The sequence below is a fragment of the Pseudomonas sp. CCC4.1 genome (assembly GCF_035019225.1).
Taxonomy (GTDB): domain Bacteria; phylum Pseudomonadota; class Gammaproteobacteria; order Pseudomonadales; family Pseudomonadaceae; genus Aquipseudomonas; species Aquipseudomonas bubulae.
The window spans coordinates 43,469-62,873 of sequence record NZ_JASJWL010000013.1 but is presented as its reverse complement, the minus strand read 5'-3'; the positions used below and the strand labels follow the sequence as shown (position 1 = coordinate 62,873).

Below are 19,405 nucleotides of genomic sequence, written 5' to 3'. Positions count from 1 at the left end.
GACTACGTCGCCGAACGCAGCATCGTTCCTACGGCAGCTGCTACAGTTATCCACATTCACACGAGGTATTAGTCCGATGCGCCATTGATGCCGCCGCGATGCTTGCGGCCAGTTCTTGATTCCCCTGCAACAGGGGGTAGATCTGTGCATCTCTGGAGTGCGTATGGCTCACGTTACCTCTGTAACGCTGCAAGGCGTTTCTTATCATCTGCCCGATGGCAGTTCCCTGTTTTCAGATATTGATCTGCATCTCGACCAGCGCCGCACCGGCCTGGTAGGGCGCAATGGTGTGGGCAAGAGCATATTGGCGCGCATCATGGCAGGGGATCTCTTGCCCTCAACCGGCCACTGCATCCGTAATGGCACGGTGTATTACCTGACGCAGCAAGTCAGCCATGACCCCAATCACACCCTTGCCGAGCTTGCTGGCGTGCAACCAGTCATTAGCGCCCTTGAGCGAATAGAGCGGGGCAGCAGCGCCCAAGCGGACTTTGACTGTGTGGGCGAACGCTGGAATATCCGCCAGCAACTGCTCGATCAGCTAAGCCGCAACAAGCTTGCACACCTGACCCTTTCGACTCCTGCATCAGCACTCAGCGGTGGTGAAGCCATGCGCGTGGCTCTGCTGGGCGCCTTTTTGTCGAAAGCCGACCTGTTGATCCTGGATGAGCCCACCAATCATCTGGATCACCAGCATCGACTTGCCCTGCATGAACAGTTGCAGCAGTGGCCAGAAGGATTACTTGTTATCAGCCATGATCGCGCCTTGCTGGAAAATATGGAGCGCATCGTTGAGCTGTCACCACAGGGCCTCACCAGTTACGGCGGCGGTTACTCGTTTTATGCACAGGCCAAAACCGGGCAACTGCAAGCGGCACAACAACAGCTGGCGGCATACCGGCTGGAGCGCAAGCGTCAGGAACAGACCCTGCGTGAGCAAAGGGAAAGTCTTGAGCGCAAACAATCCCGTGGCCGGAAACAGGCTGCTGACGCCAATCAGGCGAAGATTTTGCTGGGCCGGCAAAAGGAGCGCAGCCAGGCCAGCAGCGGTAAGTTGCGGGTACAGCAGGATGCGGCTCGCGAGCAATTATCTGTGCAGGTCCGTCAGGCTGCGAATCAGGTAGAAGAGCAGCAGGCCATCTTTATCTCTGCGCCGCAGCCTTGCTCTGGCTCGCCGGCTCAAATTGCCGAGTTGATAGAGGCCCGCCTGCCTTATGGGGCGCAACAACTGCGCAGGATCAATCTTGCCGTTACGCGAGGCCAGCGCATTGCCTTGACCGGCCCGAACGGCTGCGGCAAGTCGACCTTGCTCAAGGTATTGGCCGGGCAACTAACGGTTGTTTCCGGTCAGGCCAGGACCCTGGTCACCAGCACTTACCTCGACCAGCACCTGGGCGTTTTGGAACCGGCTCGGTCAGTTCTTGAGCAGTTGCAGTCACTTAACCGGCAACTGAGTGAAGGAGAATTACGTACCCGGCTGGCGCAATTGGGCCTCAATGCCGATCGTATCAACCTGCCATCCCATCGGCTCAGTGGCGGTGAACGCTTGAAAGCGGCGATGGCCTGCGTGTTTTATACACAATCCCCACCACAGCTGTTACTGCTCGATGAACCGGCCAATCACCTGGATCTGCCTTCCGTTCAAGCCCTGGAAAGCATGCTCAAGCATTACCCGGGCACTCTGATCGTTACCTCACACGATGATGTGTTTCTGGCCGCAATCGGAATTACCCACAGGCTCAAGGCCTCACCCACAGGCTGGCTGCTTTGCCCCGTCTAACGGGGCTGTTGGCTACCGTTTATCACATTAATCATTGACCGAACGTCCGACCGCTTGCCGGATTGCGCCTTCAAGCGTTTTTCGGCTGCCTGTTTATTGGCTCGAAAGCACCCAAACACGGGAATAAGCCCTGTGCATAACTGGCCCTCAGGTCAGTGGGTAAGTAGGTCTGAAAACTGAAGATAACCACACCTGTGGATAAGCACCTATTTTACCCACAGGCTTAAAGCACTTATCCCAACCCCTCATCAGTGCATAACCACAGACTTTTGATCCTCTGTACAGTACGTAAAATATAGCCTGTAGTAATCTATCCACAGAAAGTAGCCTCAGTAGAAATAAACATAAAAACAAAGCTTTATAAATTTCTTCTCTATTTATTTATCTATCTTGCCCTTATCCACAGCTGGTTAAATTTTGTGCAAAGGGTTCTTTAAGAAGGGCGAAGTCCCTATACTTCGCGGTCTATCCAAAAAACCCCTAGTAACAGGCACGAGGTGCGTGGTGAATTTCCCTTCCCGTTTTGCAGTGATCGTCATCGGCGGCGGTCACGCCGGAACCGAGGCTGCACTTGCTTCAGCACGTATGGGTGTGAAAACCCTGCTGTTGACCCACAACGTGGAAACCCTCGGGCAAATGAGCTGCAATCCTGCAATTGGCGGGATTGGTAAAAGCCATCTGGTTAAAGAAATCGATGCCCTTGGCGGCGCGATGGCGATAGCCACCGATAAAGGCGGTATTCAGTTCCGCGTACTCAACGGACGCAAAGGCCCGGCAGTACGGGCGACCCGTGCACAGGCCGACCGCATCCTGTACAAGGCCGCCGTACGCGAAATCCTGGAAAACCAGCCCAACCTGTGGATATTTCAACAGGCCGCTGATGACCTGATCGTTGAACAGGATCAAGTCCGTGGCGTAGAGACCCAGATGGGCCTGCGTTTTATGGCTGATGCCGTGGTTCTGACCACAGGCACTTTCCTCGGTGGACTTATCCACATCGGCATGCAGAATTACTCGGGCGGTCGGGCCGGTGATCCACCTTCGATTGCCCTGGCACACCGTCTGCGTGAACTGCCCCTGCGAGTCGGTCGCCTGAAAACCGGGACGCCACCGCGTATCGATGGCCGTTCTGTGGATTTCTCGGTAATGACCGAGCAACCGGGTGATACACCGATTCCTGTCATGTCGTTCATGGGCAACAAGGAACAGCACCCGGCCCAGGTCAGCTGCTGGATTACCCATACCAACGCCCGCACTCACGAAATCATTGCCTCCAACCTTGATCGTTCGCCGATGTATTCAGGCGTGATCGAAGGTATTGGCCCGCGTTACTGCCCGTCGATTGAAGACAAGATCCATCGCTTTGCCGACAAGGAAAGCCATCAGGTCTTTATCGAGCCGGAAGGTTTGACCACGCACGAGCTGTACCCGAACGGGATTTCCACCTCCTTGCCGTTCGACGTGCAAATCCAGATCGTGCAATCGATTCGCGGTATGGAAAACGCCCATATCGTGCGCCCGGGCTATGCCATCGAGTACGACTACTTCGATCCACGCGACCTGAAGTACAGCCTCGAAACCAAAGTGATTGGCGGCTTGTTCTTTGCCGGGCAAATCAACGGCACCACCGGTTACGAAGAAGCCGGCGCCCAGGGTTTGCTGGCTGGCGCCAACGCGGCATTGCTCGCACAGGGCAAGGAAAGCTGGTGCCCGCGCCGGGATGAGGCGTACATCGGAGTATTGGTCGACGACCTGATTACCCTGGGTACTCAAGAACCGTACCGGATGTTCACTTCCCGCGCCGAATACCGCCTGATCCTGCGCGAAGACAACGCCGACATGCGCTTGACTGAAAAAGGCCGCGAACTGGGCCTGGTCGACGACGCTCGTTGGGCGGCTTTCTGCACCAAGCGCGAAAGCATCGCGCAGGAAGAACAACGCCTCAAAAGTACCTGGGTTCGTCCGGGTACCGAGCAGGGTGATGCCATTGCTGCCAAGTTCGGCACACCGCTGACCCATGAATACAATTTGCTCAACCTGCTGACCCGCCCCGAAATTGATTACGCCGGCCTGGTTGAAGTGACCGGGCAGGGGGCAGAAGACCCGCTGGTTGCCGAGCAGGTTGAGATCAAAACCAAGTACGCCGGTTATATCGATCGTCAACAAGACGAAATTGCCCGTCTGCGTGCCAGTGAAAATACCAAGCTGCCTGTGGATATCGATTACACGACCATCTCCGGTCTGTCGAAAGAGATTCAGAGCAAGTTGGGCGCAACACGTCCCGAGACCCTGGGCCAGGCTTCGCGTATCCCGGGTGTGACCCCTGCGGCAATTTCCCTGTTGATGATTCACCTGAAAAAGCGCGGCGCTGGCCGCACGTTGGAGCAAAACGCTTGAGTTCGCTGGTAACCGCACAACACGCCGAAGAGTTATCCACAGGTGCACGCCAGCTGGGCGTCGCACTGACCGAGCATCAGCATCAGCAATTGCTGGGTTATCTGGCCCTATTGATCAAATGGAACAAGGCCTACAACCTCACGGCTGTGCGTAACCCGGACGAGATGGTGTCGCGTCATTTGCTCGACAGTCTGAGCGTGATGCCCTTCATCGAAAATGGCCGTTGGCTGGATGTGGGCAGTGGCGGCGGCATGCCGGGTATTCCCCTGGCGATCCTGTTTCCCGAGTCGCAAGTGACCTGCCTGGACAGCAACGGCAAGAAAACCCGTTTCCTGACCCAGGTAAAACTCGAGCTGAAGCTGGATAACCTGCAAGTTATCCACAGTCGCGTCGAAGAATTCCAGCCTGAGCAGCCTTTCAACGGAATTGTTTCCAGGGCTTTCAGCAGCATGGAGAACTTCAGCAACTGGACGCGCCACCTTGGCAACAGCGAAACCCGCTGGTTGGCAATGAAGGGCGTTCATCCGGCCGATGAGCTGGTAGCATTGCCGTCTGATTTTCGTCTCGATGGCGAACACGCCTTGACCGTTCCGGGTTGCCAAGGCCAACGCCATCTGCTGATACTGCGCCGCACGGCATGATTGGGAACGCAAGCAAGAATGGCTAAGGTATTCGCAATAGCGAACCAAAAAGGTGGTGTGGGTAAAACCACCACCTGTATCAACCTCGCAGCATCGCTGGTCGCGACCAAGCGCCGCGTGCTGCTCATTGACCTTGATCCACAGGGCAACGCCACCATGGGTAGCGGTGTGGATAAACACGGTCTTGAGAATTCGGTCTACGACCTGTTGATCGGTGAATGCGACCTGGCCCAGGCCATGCACATCTCCGAGCACGGTGGTTACCAGTTGCTTCCCGCCAACCGCGATTTGACCGCGGCTGAAGTCGTGCTGCTCGAAATGCAGATGAAGGAAAGCCGTCTGCGTACAGCGCTGGCCCCGGTTCGCGAAAGCTACGATTACATCCTGATCGATTGCCCGCCGTCGTTGTCGATGCTGACCTTGAATGCCCTGGTGGCGGCCGATGGGGTGATTATCCCCATGCAGTGCGAGTACTTTGCACTCGAAGGCCTGAGCGACCTTGTGGATAACATCAAGCGCATCGCCGAGCTGCTCAATCCGAACCTGAAGATCGAAGGCCTGCTGCGCACCATGTACGACCCGCGCCTGAGCCTGATGAACGATGTTTCGGCGCAGCTCAAGGAACACTTCGGCGAGCAGCTCTACGACACCGTGATTCCGCGCAACATCCGCCTGGCCGAAGCGCCAAGCTATGGCATGCCAGCGCTGGCGTATGACAAAAATTCCCGTGGCGCGATTGCTTACCTTGCCCTGGCGGGCGAGCTGGTTCGTCGTCAACGTCGTTCTACCCGCACGCCTCAGCCAACTTAAGGAATTTCCATGGCCGTCAAGAAACGAGGTCTCGGACGCGGACTGGATGCACTCCTGAGTGGTCCTACGGTCAGCTCGCTGGAAGAGCAAGCGGTCAAGGTTGATCAAAGCGAACTGCAGCACCTGCCCCTGGACCTGATCCAGCGCGGCAAGTACCAGCCTCGTCGCGACATGGATCCGCAGGCGCTTGAAGAACTGGCCAGCTCGATCCGCACCCAGGGCGTGATGCAACCGATCGTGGTGCGCCCGATCGAAGGTAACCGCTTTGAGATCATCGCCGGTGAACGTCGCTGGCGCGCCAGCCAACAGGCCGGCAAGGACACAATCCCGGCGATGGTCAAAGACGTGCCGGACGAAACCGCCATTGCGATGGCGTTGATCGAGAACATTCAGCGTGAAGACCTCAATCCGATCGAGGAAGCTGTCGCCTTGCAGCGTTTGCAGCAAGAGTTCCAGCTGACTCAACAGCAAGTCGCCGACGCTGTGGGTAAGTCCCGGGTGTCTGTGGCTAACTTGTTGCGATTGATTTCGTTACCGGAAGTGATCAAGACCATGCTGTCCCACGGTGACCTGGAAATGGGTCATGCGCGGGCATTGCTCGGTTTGCCTGATGCTCAGCAGGTTGAAGGGGCGCGACACGTTGTCGCACGAGGCCTGACGGTACGTCAGACTGAAGCCCTGGTTCGCCAGTGGTTGAGTGGCAAACAGGAACCCGCGGAACCGGTTAAAACCGATCCGGACATTGCCAGACTCGAACAGCGTCTGGCTGAGCGGCTGGGCTCTGCGGTGCAGATCCGCCACGGAAAGAAGGGAAAAGGCCAGTTAGTGATTGGTTACAATTCCCTGGATGAGCTGCAAGGAGTGCTTGCTCACATCCGCTGAAACAATTCCTCATGTAGCGCGCAGTCGGAAATCACTACCTGACAGTTGAATAGGGGCTTCGTCGCCCCTATACTCTGCGCGCATTTTGTCGGCACAAATTATGCCAAGTTTTCTGTTTTTGGTAGCCGACCTTTGAGGAGCAGTTGTGATGGAAACCCGCACGCCAAACCGCTTGCCGTTCCATCGCTTGGCGGTTTTTCCGGTTTTGCTGGCTCAATTTGTCGTTTTATTGCTGGCTGCTCTGGGGCTCTGGCAATGGCATGGAGTCGTCGCCGGATATTCAGGACTCTGCGGAGGCCTGATAGCTTTGCTACCCAATGTGTATTTTGCTCACAGGGCTTTTCGGTTTTCCGGCGCCCGAGCAGCGCAAGCCATCGTCCGGTCGTTTTACGCCGGTGAGGCAGGCAAGTTAATTTTGACGGCAGTGCTGTTCGCGCTGACGTTTGCAGGTGTGAAGCCATTGGCGCCGTTAGCAGTATTCGGTGTCTTCGTGCTGACCCAACTGGTCAGTTGGTTCGCTCCCCTGCTAATGAGAACAACACTTTCGAGACCTTAGGGCGTTTGAGGCAACCATGGCAGAAACAACCGCTTCGGGCTATATCCAGCACCACTTACAGAACCTGACCTTTGGGCAGCTACCTGATGGCGGCTGGGGCTTTGCCCACACCGTTGCAGAAGCTAAAGCAATGGGCTTTTGGGCGTTCCACGTCGATACCCTCGGCTGGTCGCTGTTTGTTGGTCTGATTTTCATCCTCGTATTCCGCATGGCGGCCAAGAAGGCAACTTCCGGTCAGCCAGGCGCACTGCAGAACTTCGTTGAAGTACTGGTGGAATTCGTTGATGGCAGCGTAAAAGACAGTTTCCACGGTCGCAGTGCAGTAATCGCACCGCTGGCGCTGACCATTTTCGTGTGGGTGTTCCTGATGAACGCCATCGACTTGATCCCGGTTGACTGGATTCCTCAGTTGGCCATCTTGATCACTGGCGATGAACACTTCCCGTTCCGTGCCGTACCGACGACTGATCCAAACGCGACCATGGGCATGGCCCTGTCGGTGTTTGCACTGATCATCTTCTACAGCATCAAGATCAAGGGCATCGGTGGCTTTATCGGTGAACTGACCCTGCACCCATTCGGCAGCAAGAACATTTTTGTTCAAGCGCTGCTGATTCCGGTGAACTTCCTGCTCGAATTCGTGACGTTGATTGCCAAGCCTATTTCGTTGGCTCTGCGTCTGTTCGGCAACATGTACGCTGGCGAGCTGGTGTTTATCCTGATCGCCGTGATGTTCGGCAGCGGCCTGCTTTGGCTTAGCGGTCTGGGCGTGGTGCTGCAATGGGCGTGGGCTGTATTCCACATCCTGATCATCACCTTGCAAGCGTTCATCTTCATGATGTTGACCATCGTCTACCTGTCGATGGCACACGAAGATAATCACTAAGATCCGCTTCGGCGAATCTGGTGCTCCTCTCACCTTCGGGTGAGAGGGCGTCGCAAAATGATTTTGTTTTACCGCTTTAATCTAAAAACCTAAACCATACGACGTAAAAGTCGGGAGGAAAGATGGAAACTGTAGTTGGTCTAACCGCTATCGCTGTTGCACTGTTGATCGGCCTGGGCGCACTGGGTACCGCAATTGGTTTCGGCCTGTTGGGTGGCAAGTTCCTGGAAGGCGCAGCGCGTCAACCAGAAATGGTTCCAATGCTGCAAGTTAAAATGTTCATCGTTGCCGGTCTGCTCGACGCCGTAACCATGATCGGTGTTGGTATCGCACTGTTCTTCACCTTCGCTAATCCTTTCGTTGGTCAACTCGCTGGCTAATCACTCGAATTTTCGAGTTGATTAGAGTGATGGACAACGAACGAGCGAGGTGTTGGCGTGAACATTAATGCAACCCTGATTGGCCAGTCCGTTGCGTTCTTCATTTTTGTACTGTTTTGCATGAAGTTCGTGTGGCCTCCGGTCATCGCGGCATTGCAAGAACGTCAGAAGAAGATTGCGGCTGGACTGGACGCTGCTAACCGAGCAGCTCGCGACCTGGAGTTGGCCCAAGATAAAGCGGGTCAACAACTGCGCGAAGCTAAGGCTCAAGCAGCTGAAATCATTGAGCAAGCCAAGAAACGCGGTACTCAGATCGTAGACGAAGCCCGTGAACAGGCTCGCGTTGAAGCTGACCGTGTGAAGGCTCAGGCTCAGGCCGAGATCGAACAGGAACTGAACAGCGTCAAAGACGCCCTGCGTGCCCAACTGGGTACCCTGGCTGTTGAAGGCGCAGAGAAGATCCTGGGTGCCACAATCGATCAAAACGCGCACGCGGAGCTGGTTACTAAACTGGCTGCTGAAATTTAAGCGAGGGCGATCATGGCAGAATTGACCACGTTGGCCCGACCTTACGCTAAGGCAGCCTTCGAGCACGCCCAGGCCCACCAGCAACTGGCCTCTTGGTCAGCCATGCTCGGCCTGGCTGCAGCAGTGTCGCAAGACGACACTATGCAGCGCGTGCTCAAGGCCCCGCGACTGACGAGCGCAGAAAAGGCCGCCACGTTTATTGACGTGTGCGGCGACAAGTTCACTGTAGAAGCACAGAACTTCATCAACGTCGTTGCCGAAAACGACCGTCTCCCGCTGTTGCCGGAGATCGCCGCTCTGTTTGACCTGTACAAGGCCGAACAAGAGAAGTCGGTAGACGTTGAAGTCACCAGTGCTTTTGCATTGAACCAAGAACAGCAAGACAAACTCGCCAAGGTTCTCAGTGCACGACTCGACCGGGAAGTGCGCCTGCAAGTTGCGGAGGATGCCAGCCTTATAGGTGGTGTCATCATCCGCGCCGGCGACCTGGTTATCGATGGCTCGGTTCGCGGGAAACTCGCAAGCCTTGCCGAAGCATTGAAATCTTGAGTTTGAAGGGGCAGCAGAGCAATGCAGCAACTCAATCCTTCCGAAATAAGTGAAATTATCAAGGGCCGCATCGAAAAACTCGATGTGACCTCCCAAGCCCGTAACGAAGGCACTGTCGTCAGCGTATCTGACGGTATTGTGCGGATTCACGGTCTGGCCGACGTAATGTACGGCGAGATGATCGAGTTTCCGGGCAGCGTCTTCGGTATGGCTCTCAACCTCGAGCAAGACTCTGTAGGTGCCGTAGTACTGGGCGCATACACGACTCTGGCTGAAGGCATGAGCGCCAAGTGCACTGGCCGTATCCTGGAAGTTCCGGTTGGTAAGGAACTGCTGGGTCGCGTTGTCGACGCACTGGGTAACCCAGTTGATGGCAAAGGTCCACTGGGCAACACCGAGACTGATGCAGTCGAGAAAGTTGCTCCAGGCGTGATCTGGCGTAAGTCGGTAGACCAGCCTGTACAGACTGGCTACAAGGCTGTCGATGCCATGATCCCTGTCGGCCGTGGCCAGCGTGAGCTGATCATCGGTGACCGTCAGATCGGTAAAACCGCTCTGGCGATCGACGCGATCATCAACCAGAAGAACAGCGGCATTTTCTGTGTATACGTAGCGATCGGTCAGAAGCAATCGACCATCGCCAACGTGGTTCGCAAGCTGGAAGAAAACGGCGCGCTGGCTAACACCATCGTCGTTGCTGCCAGTGCTTCCGAATCCGCAGCGCTGCAGTTCCTGGCACCGTACTCCGGTTGCACCATGGGCGAATACTTCCGCGACCGCGGTGAAGACGCGCTGATCGTTTATGACGATCTGTCCAAGCAAGCAGTGGCTTACCGCCAGATTTCCCTGCTGCTGCGCCGTCCACCAGGCCGTGAAGCTTACCCAGGCGACGTGTTCTATCTCCACTCCCGTCTTCTGGAGCGCGCATCCCGCGTATCCGAAGAATACGTAGAGAAGTTCACCAACGGCGCAGTGACCGGCAAAACCGGTTCCCTGACCGCACTGCCGATCATCGAAACCCAGGCTGGCGACGTTTCCGCGTTCGTTCCGACCAACGTGATTTCCATCACCGACGGTCAGATCTTCCTGGAATCGGCCATGTTCAACTCCGGGATCCGTCCTGCAGTGAACGCCGGTGTTTCGGTATCCCGTGTGGGTGGTGCCGCTCAGACCAAGATCATCAAGAAGCTGTCCGGTGGTATCCGTACCGCTCTGGCTCAGTACCGTGAACTGGCAGCATTTGCCCAGTTCGCTTCTGACCTGGACGAAGCGACCCGTAAGCAACTTGAGCATGGTCAGCGCGTTACCGAGCTGATGAAGCAGAAGCAATACGCACCAATGTCGATCGCTGACATGGCGCTGTCGCTGTATGCCGCTGAGCGTGGGTTCCTGACTGACGTCGAAATCACCAAGGTCGGTAGCTTTGAACAAGCGCTGATTGCTTACTTCAACCGCGATCACGCCGAGCTTATGGCGAAGATCAACGTTAAAGGTGACTTCAATGACGAAATCGACGCTGGCATCAAAGCCGGTATCGAGAAGTTCAAGGCCACCCAAACCTGGTAAGCCGCAGCGGGAGCCGCAAGGCTCCCGCTTGCTAACCTGATAGGTGTTACATGGCAGGCGCAAAAGAGATTCGCAGTAAGATTGCGAGCATCAAAAGCACGCAAAAGATTACCAGCGCCATGGAAAAAGTGGCGGTCAGCAAAATGCGCAAGGCACAAATGCGCATGGCTGCTAGCCGTCCTTATGCGGAGCGTATCCGCCAGGTTATTGGGCATTTGGCCAACGCCAACCCGGAATACCGCCACCCGTTCATGATCGACCGCGAAGTTAAGCGTGTGGGTTATGTGGTTGTGAGCAGTGACCGTGGTTTGTGCGGTGGTTTGAATACCAACCTGTTCAAGGCTTTGGTCAAGGACATGGCGGTAAACCGTGAAAACGGCGTCGAGATTGATCTGTGCGTGGTCGGCAGCAAAGGTGCGGCATTTTTCCGTAACTTCGGCGGTAACGTCGTCGCTGCTATCAGCCATCTGGGTGAAGAACCGTCGATCAATGATTTGATCGGCAGCGTTAAGGTGATGCTGGATGCTTACCTGGAAGGCCGTATTGACCGCCTGTCCGTGGTATCCAACAAGTTCATCAACACCATGACGCAACAGCCTACTGTGGAGCAATTGATTCCACTGGTGGCGACCCCGGATCAAGAACTCAAGCACCACTGGGACTATCTCTACGAACCGGATGCCAAAGAGCTGCTAGACGGCTTGATGGTGCGTTACGTGGAGTCGCAGGTGTACCAGGCGGTGGTCGAGAACAGTGCAGCTGAACAAGCTGCGCGGATGATCGCAATGAAGAACGCCACTGATAACGCCGGTGACTTGATCAGCGATTTGCAGCTGATCTACAACAAGGCGCGTCAGGCTGCGATCACCCAAGAGATCTCGGAAATCGTCGGCGGCGCTGCCGCGGTTTAACGGTTCAAATATTCAGAGGATCCAGCTATGAGTAGCGGACGTATCGTTCAAATCATCGGCGCCGTGATCGACGTGGAATTTCCACGCGAAAACGTACCGAGCATCTACAACGCGCTGAAAGTACAAAGCGCGGCCGGAACCACTCTGGAAGTTCAGCAACAGCTGGGCGACGGCGTGGTTCGTACCATTGCGATGGGTTCCACCGAGGGCTTGAAGCGCGGTCTGGAAGTCACCGACTCTGGCGCAGCCATCTCCGTTCCAGTAGGTAAAGCTACCCTGGGCCGGATCATGGACGTTCTGGGCAACCCGATCGACGAAGCTGGCCCGATTGACACCGAAGAGCGTTGGGGCATTCACCGCCCAGCACCGTCCTTCGCTGAGCAAGCTGGCGGCAACGACCTGCTGGAAACCGGTATCAAGGTTATCGACCTGATCTGCCCGTTTGCAAAAGGCGGTAAGGTTGGTCTGTTCGGTGGTGCCGGTGTAGGCAAAACCGTAAACATGATGGAACTGATCCGTAACATCGCCATGGAACACAGCGGTTACTCTGTGTTTGCTGGTGTGGGCGAGCGTACCCGTGAGGGTAACGACTTCTACCACGAGATGAAGGATTCCAGCGTACTGGACAAAGTGGCACTGGTTTACGGTCAGATGAACGAGCCGCCGGGTAACCGTCTGCGCGTAGCACTGACCGGCCTGACCATGGCCGAGAAGTTCCGTGACGAAGGTAACGACGTACTGTTGTTCGTTGACAACATCTACCGTTACACCTTGGCCGGTACTGAAGTATCCGCACTGCTGGGCCGTATGCCTTCGGCAGTAGGTTACCAGCCGACTCTGGCTGAAGAGATGGGTACTCTGCAAGAGCGCATCACTTCGACCAAAAACGGTTCGATCACTTCGATCCAAGCGGTATACGTACCTGCGGATGACTTGACTGACCCGTCGCCTGCGACCACGTTTGCCCACTTGGACGCTACCGTCGTTCTGTCCCGTGACATCGCTTCCCTGGGTATCTACCCAGCAGTAGATCCACTGGATTCGACTTCGCGCCAGCTGGACCCGAACGTAATCGGCCAGGAACACTACGACACCGCTCGCGGCGTTCAGTACGTGTTGCAGCGTTACAAAGAACTGAAGGACATCATTGCGATCCTGGGTATGGACGAGCTGTCGGAAACCGACAAGCAGTTGGTATCCCGCGCTCGTAAGATCCAGCGTTTCTTGTCTCAGCCGTTCTTCGTGGCTGAAGTCTTCACTGGCGCTTCGGGTAAATACGTTTCCCTGAAAGACACCATTGCTGGCTTCAAAGGCATCCTCAACGGTGACTACGACCACCTGCCAGAACAAGCGTTCTACATGGTCGGCGGCATCGAAGAAGCGATCGAGAAAGCCAAGAAACTGTAATTCCAGCGCCCGGCAACGGGCGCTAATCAGGTTGAGGCAATCAGATGGCTAATATGATGACAGTCCATTGCGATATCGTCAGTGCGGAAGGAGAAATCTTTTCCGGTCAGGTCGAGATGGTGATTGCGCACGGCAGCCTGGGTGATCTTGGTATCGCTCTGGGTCACGCTCCGCTGATCACTGAACTCAAGCCGGGTCCGATCCGCCTGATCAAGCTGGGCGGGGAATCGGAGGTGTTTTACATCTCCGGTGGTTACCTCGAGGTTCAGCCGAACATGGTCAAGGTTCTTGCCGACACCGTGCAACGTGCTGCCGACCTGGATGAAGCCTCCGCTCAGGAAGCCGTAAAGGCTGCCGAGAAGGCACTGAACGAAAAAGGCGCAGATTTCGATTACGGATCTGCTGCTGCACGTCTGGCCGAAGCCGCAGCTCAGCTGCGCACCGTCCAGCAAATCCGCAAGAAGTTTGGCGGCTAAGCCTCCTGTCTTATTGTGTGATTGATTAAAAAGGGTAGCCTCGGCTACCCTTTTTCTTTTTCCGCGAAATACTTTTTGGTCGCAACCGCTGACCACCCAGGATTGGTAGCCAGTCATGTCTCTCGATATCGTTATTCTCGCCGCAGGTCAGGGCACCCGCATGCGTTCTGCCCTGCCCAAGGTTCTGCACCCCGTGGCAGGCAACTCCATGCTTGGCCATGTTATCCACAGCGCTCGTCAGCTTGAACCGACCCGCATCCACGTCGTCATTGGTCACGGAGCCGAACTGGTGCGTGAACGCCTGGCTGCTGATGACCTGAACTTTGTGCTGCAAGACAAGCAACTGGGTACCGGCCATGCCGTGGCTCAGGCACTACCATTTCTGACCGCAGAAAACGTGTTGATCCTGTACGGCGATGTACCGCTGATCGAGGTCGAGACCCTGCAACGTCTGCTCAAGCAAGTTGGCCCCGAGCAACTGGGCCTGCTGACCGTCAACCTGGCCGACCCGACTGGTTATGGTCGTATCGTGCGTGATGCGGATGGCAAGGTGTGTGCGATTGTTGAGCACAAGGACGCAACCGAAGCCGAACGTACAATTACCGAAGGCAACACCGGGATCCTCGCCTTGCCGACCCGTCGCCTGGCTGACTGGATGAGCCGTCTGTCGAACAACAACGCACAGGGCGAGTACTACCTGACCGACGTAATCGCCATGGCGGTCAGCGATGGTTTGGTCGTGGCCACCGAGCATGCCCTTGACCCGATGGAAGTGCAGGGCGCCAACGATCGTAAACAACTCAGTGAGCTGGAACGTCATTACCAGTTGCGCGAAGCCCGTCGCCTGATGGCCTTGGGTGTGACCTTGCGTGACCCGGCGCGTTTCGATGTGCGCGGTGAAGTCACCGTGGGTCGTGATGTGCTGATCGATATCAACGTGATTCTTGAAGGTCGCGTGGTTATTGAGGACGACGTGGTCATCGGCCCGAATTGCGTAATCAAGGACAGCACCTTGCGCAAAGGTGTTGTGGTCAAGGCCAATAGCCATCTCGACGGTGCCGTGATGGGCGAGAACAGTGATGCCGGTCCGTTCGCTCGTCTGCGCCCGGGCAGTGTGCTGGATGCCCGTGCCCATGTGGGTAACTTTGTCGAATTGAAAAACGCCCACTTGGGTGAAGACGCCAAATGCGGTCACCTGACTTATCTGGGCGATGCCGAGGTCGGACCGCGCACCAATATCGGTGCTGGCACCATCACCTGCAACTACGATGGCGCCAACAAGTGGAAGACCGTGTTGGGCGCTGATGTATTTATTGGTTCGAACAACTCGTTGGTTGCACCTGTGGATATCTCCAACGGTGCTACCACTGCTGCAGGCTCGACCATCAATCAGGATGTTGCCGCGGAGCAACTGGCCGTTGGTCGTGCGCGCCAGCGCAACATTGATGGCTGGAAGCGTCCGGTTAAACAGCCAAAGCCTTGATTTAAAGTTATCCACAGATAGGCGATGATGATTTAAGGTTATTAACAAGTCATCCTATAACTGTTTTAAATCAATAAGTTACCTGAAGCCTTATTCACGCCCTGTGGATAAGGCTTTGTTTTTTGCGGGCTTAAATAAGCGTTTTGGCCAATGAACACAGGCCCATATCGAGTTATTCACAGAAAATAGCCCACAACATTTTCTTGACGAAGATTTCGAGATACGGTTTCATTGCTTTCGTTATCTTTCGAAACGAAACTTAAGCCGTTATGTCCAAACGTAATACGCCACAACGCAGACACAACATCCTGGCCATGCTTGCCGAGCAGGGCGAAGTCAGTGTGGATGAACTGGCCAAGCGCTTCGAAACCTCTGAGGTTACGATTCGCAAGGATCTGGCTGCACTCGAAAGTAACGGGCTTTTATTGCGTCGTTATGGCGGCGCGATCACCATGCCGCAAGAACTGGTCAGTGATGTCCCTCAGCCAGTTTCTCTTTATAAGCAAGCCATTGCCCGTGCAGCGGTTGGTCTGATTAAAGAGCATGCGCGCATCATCATCGACAGCGGCAGCACCACGGCCTCGATGATTCCACAACTGGGCCTGCAACCTGGCTTGGTAGTGATGACCAACTCCCTGCACGTCGCCAATGCACTCAGTGAACTGGAACATGAGCCTGTATTGCTGATGACCGGGGGCACCTGGGATCCGCACTCCGAGTCCTTTCAGGGACAGGTTGCCGAACAGGTGTTGCGCTCATACGACTTCGATCAACTGTTCATCGGTGCTGACGGCATAGACCTGCAGCGCGGCACGACAACTTTTAACGAGTTGTTGGGTCTGAGCCGGGTCATGGCTGACGTCGCGCGTGAAGTGATCGTGATGGTCGAGTCGGACAAGATTGGTCGAAAAATACCCAACCTGGAACTGCCCTGGAGCAGCGTCCATACCCTTATTACCGATGATCGCCTGCCCCTTGAGGCACGCGAACAGATTCAGGCCCGGGGCATAACATTGTTATGCGCGGCCCTAAGCTAGGAGAACTTTATGTGTGGAATCGTTGGCGCAGTCGCTGAACGTAATATCACGGCCATTCTGCTGGAAGGCCTGAAACGTCTTGAATACCGTGGTTACGACAGCGCAGGTGTGGCTGTTTTCACCAACAACGGCACCCTGGAACGCATGCGCCGCAACGGCAAAGTGGCCGAGCTGGAACAAGCTCTGGCCGGTGAGCCATTGGCCGGTCGTCTGGGCATTGCCCATACCCGTTGGGCCACCCACGGTGCGCCGTGCGAGCGTAACGCTCACCCGCATTTCTCCGGTTCCGATCTGGCTGTTGTGCACAACGGCATCATCGAAAACCATGAAGCCCTGCGTGAGCAGCTCAAAGGCTTGGGCTATGTGTTTACCTCGGACACTGACACCGAAGTCATTGCCCACCTGCTAAACCACAAACTCAAAGATCACAGCGACCTGACCGAGGCCCTCAAGGCCACCGTTAAAGAGTTGCACGGTGCCTACGGCCTGGCTGTGATCAGCGCCAAGCAACCGGATCGTCTGGTTGCAGCCCGCAGCGGCAGCCCGCTGGTGATTGGCCTGGGCCTGGGTGAAAACTTCCTGGCCTCCGACCAATTGGCACTGCGTCAGGTCACTGACCGTTTCATGTACCTGGAAGAAGGCGATATCGCTGAAATCCGTCGTGACAGCGTGCAGATCTGGGACGTAAACGGTCAGAGCGTTCAACGCGAAGCCGTGCAATACAGCGATGGCGCCGAAGCGGCCGACAAGGGCGAGTATCGCCACTACATGCTCAAGGAAATCCACGAGCAACCAGCAGTAGTTCAACGCACCCTGGAAAATCGCCTGGGTGCTGACCATGTACTGGTTCAAGCTTTCGGTCCACAAGCGAAGGAATTGTTCGCCAAGGTTCGCAATGTTCAGATCGTCGCCTGTGGTACCAGCTACCACGCCGGCATGGTTGCCCGTTACTGGCTCGAAAGCCTGGCAGGCATTCCGTGCCAGGTTGAAGTGGCCAGCGAGTTCCGCTACCGCAAAGTTGTGGTGCAACCGGACACCCTGTTTGTTTCGATCTCGCAATCGGGCGAAACCGCTGACACCCTGGCAGCACTGCGCAATGCAAAAGAATTGGGCTTCCTCGGTAGCCTGGCGATTTGCAACGTAGGTATCAGCTCGCTGGTTCGTGAGTCGGATCTGACGCTGCTAACCCAAGCCGGTCGCGAAATCGGTGTGGCTTCCACCAAGGCATTTACCACCCAGCTTGTAGGCCTGTTGCTGCTGACCCTGTCTCTGGGCCAGGTGCGCGGCACCCTGGAAGAGGGCGTTGAAGCACAGCTGGTAGAAGAACTGCGTCGTTTGCCAGCGCGTCTGGGCGAAGCCCTGGCGATGGATTCGGTGGTTGAAAAAGTGGCTGAATTGTTTGCCGATAAACATCACACCCTGTTCCTGGGCCGTGGCGCTCAGTTCCCGGTGGCAATGGAAGGCGCACTCAAGCTCAAGGAAATTTCGTACATCCACGCTGAAGCGTACCCGGCGGGCGAGTTGAAGCACGGCCCTCTGGCACTTGTGGATAACGATATGCCGGTAGTGACCGTTGCTCCGAACAATGAGCTGTTGGAGAAACTTAAATCCAACCTGCAAGAAGTGCGTGCCCGCGGTGGCGAGCTGATTGTGTTTGCTGATGAACAAGCCGGTATGAGCAACGGCGAAGGCACCCATGTGATCAACATGCCGCATATCCACGATGTGCTGGCGCCGATCCTCTACACCATCCCGCTGCAATTGCTGTCGTACTACGTGGCCGTGCTTAAAGGCACTGACGTGGACCAGCCGCGTAACCTGGCTAAATCCGTGACTGTGGAATAAATCACAGCCGGGACTCTACTCAGTGGTTTAGAGAGTTAAAACTGTCGCGAATGAAGGGAGCCACTTACTGGCTCCCTTCTTCGACAGATCCCCTTCTTCCAGGTTGCTTGACCAACACTGAGGGAAAGAATCAATTACAGGTGGAAATGGCCCGCAGCCTCTGGCTGGTAAAGCACTTTCCTGATCTCAATTCGGCGGGTCCGATCAGAAATTCGCCAGTCTATGGCGTCCCCCTCCTGATAGCCCAGGATGGCAGCACCAATGTCGGAATACACAGAGTGCTTCCCGGCGTTACTGTCCGCGTCTTCCGGGTAGACCAAGGCCACTTCGATCTCTTCGTCGTCCAGTTGCACTAAAGCCCTGGAGTTCATCGTGACGACATTGCCCGCCACCTGCTGCGGCTTGACGACAATGGCTCGTTCAAGCTCATGTTCGAGCTCAACAACCGTCGGACCTTGCTCCAGAGCGATTAGACTCTCGAGCCTGGCCTTGTCGATTTCAGTGATGTAGATCCTGGTGGAGTCGCCAACGGTACCTTCGCGCAAGAGCTGGAGATAGCGCCCCGCTGCCATGGAAAATGACTTCAATGTGGGCGTTTCGCTTTCAAGCACAAAGCCGCTGCGCAGAAAGGCTTTTACCGAGCGCGTGTTGTCCGGGTGGATCTTGGCGATGAGCTTCTTGGCCCGCATGTCGAGGAAGGCCAGTTTCATGCCTTCGCGGATCGTGCGGGCGCCAAGGTTTCGGCCCCATTTGTCGCTGTCTCCAATGACCAGGACTATCTCGCAATTTGAGCCGGTCTTGATCAGACGGACAAAGCCTACCGGGGCGTCATGCCGGTCATAAGCCATGAAGAATCGGCCACCCTGGTTGAACAGATGGGTCAGGATTGGCAATTGGGTTCTATCAATGGCTTGCTCGATGGAGCGGGAGACATGACGTGAATCGCTCAGATAACAGGTGACGCGCTCATCTTCCAACCAATCCATCAACGTCAACGCATGCGCCCGAGTAACTTCCGGGCACAGCGAAATGAAAGGCTTGTTCATCTTCACCACACTTATTTTCAAGGGATGAAAGCCCTTCATGGCTACGGCCATGACGGTTCTTTCGGCAACCGGCTATTTTAAGACATAACGCAAGTAATGCCGAATGGTCGGGAGAGTTCGGGGATATCTTCGTTTTACCCTTTGATCCGACCCAGAGCCTCGCCGCAAGCAGCGCCAGCAAATGTACGTTGATGTCTTGTGGCTTCTGGGTTGTGGATAACTTCA

18 protein-coding genes are annotated in these 19,405 nt (G+C 55.7%); 17 read left to right on the top strand and 1 reads right to left on the bottom strand.

Features of this window, described 5'->3' with window-relative positions; genetic code table 11:
- The first annotated feature begins 163 nt into the window (after window positions 1–163).
- The 17 genes from QN377_RS08035 to glmS all read left to right on the top strand — a co-directional run bounded on the left by QN377_RS08035 (window position 164) and on the right by glmS (window position 18,134).
- Window positions 164–1,780 carry an ABC-F family ATP-binding cassette domain-containing protein gene (locus tag QN377_RS08035; RefSeq protein WP_095017925.1) on the top strand — a complete coding sequence of 539 codons (1,617 nt, stop codon included), beginning with the start codon at window positions 164–166 and terminating at the stop codon, window positions 1,778–1,780.
- A gap of 504 nt (window positions 1,781–2,284) precedes the next feature.
- Window positions 2,285–4,177, top strand: a complete 1,893-nt coding sequence (gene mnmG / locus QN377_RS08030) for a tRNA uridine-5-carboxymethylaminomethyl(34) synthesis enzyme MnmG (RefSeq protein ID WP_095017926.1) — start codon at window positions 2,285–2,287, stop codon at window positions 4,175–4,177.
- On the top strand, window positions 4,174–4,818 hold the full coding sequence (gene rsmG / locus QN377_RS08025) for a 16S rRNA (guanine(527)-N(7))-methyltransferase RsmG (RefSeq protein ID WP_094999576.1): 645 nt from the start codon (window positions 4,174–4,176) through the stop codon (window positions 4,816–4,818). The genes mnmG and rsmG overlap by 4 nt, the downstream gene beginning before the upstream one ends.
- 18 nt (window positions 4,819–4,836) lie before the next feature.
- Window positions 4,837–5,628 (top strand): ParA family protein, encoded by a 792-nt coding sequence (locus QN377_RS08020; protein WP_094999575.1) that lies wholly within the window; start codon window positions 4,837–4,839, stop codon window positions 5,626–5,628.
- Window positions 5,629–5,637: 9 nt separating this feature from the next.
- Window positions 5,638–6,510: a ParB/RepB/Spo0J family partition protein gene (locus tag QN377_RS08015; RefSeq protein WP_094999574.1), complete on the top strand. Its 873-nt coding sequence runs from the start codon at window positions 5,638–5,640 to the stop codon at window positions 6,508–6,510.
- Window positions 6,511–6,658: 148 nt separating this feature from the next.
- Complete coding sequence (locus QN377_RS08010; protein WP_003437994.1) at window positions 6,659–7,066, top strand: F0F1 ATP synthase subunit I; 408 nt, start codon at window positions 6,659–6,661, stop codon at window positions 7,064–7,066.
- 16 nt (window positions 7,067–7,082) lie between these two features.
- Window positions 7,083–7,952, top strand: a complete 870-nt coding sequence (atpB, locus tag QN377_RS08005) for a F0F1 ATP synthase subunit A (RefSeq protein WP_086799500.1) — start codon at window positions 7,083–7,085, stop codon at window positions 7,950–7,952.
- Between the two features lie 122 nt (window positions 7,953–8,074).
- A complete protein-coding gene (atpE, locus tag QN377_RS08000; protein WP_002555987.1) occupies window positions 8,075–8,332 on the top strand; it encodes a F0F1 ATP synthase subunit C in 258 nt (85 codons plus the stop codon).
- A 57-nt stretch (window positions 8,333–8,389) separates the two neighbouring features.
- Window positions 8,390–8,860: a F0F1 ATP synthase subunit B gene (locus QN377_RS07995; RefSeq protein WP_094999573.1), complete on the top strand. Its 471-nt coding sequence runs from the start codon at window positions 8,390–8,392 to the stop codon at window positions 8,858–8,860.
- 12 nt (window positions 8,861–8,872) lie between these two features.
- Entirely contained in the window at window positions 8,873–9,409 is a 537-nt protein-coding gene (locus QN377_RS07990; protein ID WP_016782875.1) for a F0F1 ATP synthase subunit delta, read from the top strand.
- Between the two features lie 21 nt (window positions 9,410–9,430).
- A complete protein-coding gene (gene atpA / locus QN377_RS07985) occupies window positions 9,431–10,975 on the top strand; it encodes a F0F1 ATP synthase subunit alpha (protein ID WP_086799496.1) in 1,545 nt (514 codons plus the stop codon).
- 50 nt (window positions 10,976–11,025) lie between these two features.
- On the top strand, window positions 11,026–11,886 hold the full coding sequence (gene atpG / locus QN377_RS07980) for a F0F1 ATP synthase subunit gamma (RefSeq protein ID WP_003438003.1): 861 nt from the start codon (window positions 11,026–11,028) through the stop codon (window positions 11,884–11,886).
- A 27-nt stretch (window positions 11,887–11,913) separates the two neighbouring features.
- A complete protein-coding gene (atpD, locus tag QN377_RS07975) occupies window positions 11,914–13,293 on the top strand; it encodes a F0F1 ATP synthase subunit beta (protein ID WP_016782877.1) in 1,380 nt (459 codons plus the stop codon).
- Window positions 13,294–13,349: 56 nt separating this feature from the next.
- Window positions 13,350–13,769, top strand: coding sequence for a F0F1 ATP synthase subunit epsilon (locus QN377_RS07970; protein WP_029611653.1), 420 nt, complete (start codon window positions 13,350–13,352; stop codon window positions 13,767–13,769).
- 115 nt (window positions 13,770–13,884) lie between these two features.
- On the top strand, window positions 13,885–15,252 hold the full coding sequence (gene glmU, locus QN377_RS07965) for a bifunctional UDP-N-acetylglucosamine diphosphorylase/glucosamine-1-phosphate N-acetyltransferase GlmU (protein WP_094999572.1): 1,368 nt from the start codon (window positions 13,885–13,887) through the stop codon (window positions 15,250–15,252).
- 269 nt (window positions 15,253–15,521) lie between these two features.
- Entirely contained in the window at window positions 15,522–16,289 is a 768-nt protein-coding gene (locus QN377_RS07960) for a DeoR/GlpR family DNA-binding transcription regulator (protein ID WP_088378585.1), read from the top strand.
- Between the two features lie 9 nt (window positions 16,290–16,298).
- Complete coding sequence (glmS, locus tag QN377_RS07955; protein ID WP_094999571.1) at window positions 16,299–18,134, top strand: glutamine--fructose-6-phosphate transaminase (isomerizing); 1,836 nt, start codon at window positions 16,299–16,301, stop codon at window positions 18,132–18,134.
- A 134-nt stretch (window positions 18,135–18,268) separates the two neighbouring features.
- On the opposite strand, the gene QN377_RS07950 is transcribed toward glmS, so the two are convergent.
- Window positions 18,269–19,231, bottom strand: coding sequence for a bifunctional GNAT family N-acetyltransferase/nucleoside diphosphate kinase regulator (locus tag QN377_RS07950; protein WP_094999570.1), 963 nt, complete (start codon window positions 19,229–19,231; stop codon window positions 18,269–18,271).
- Window positions 19,232–19,405: the final 174 nt, after the last annotated feature.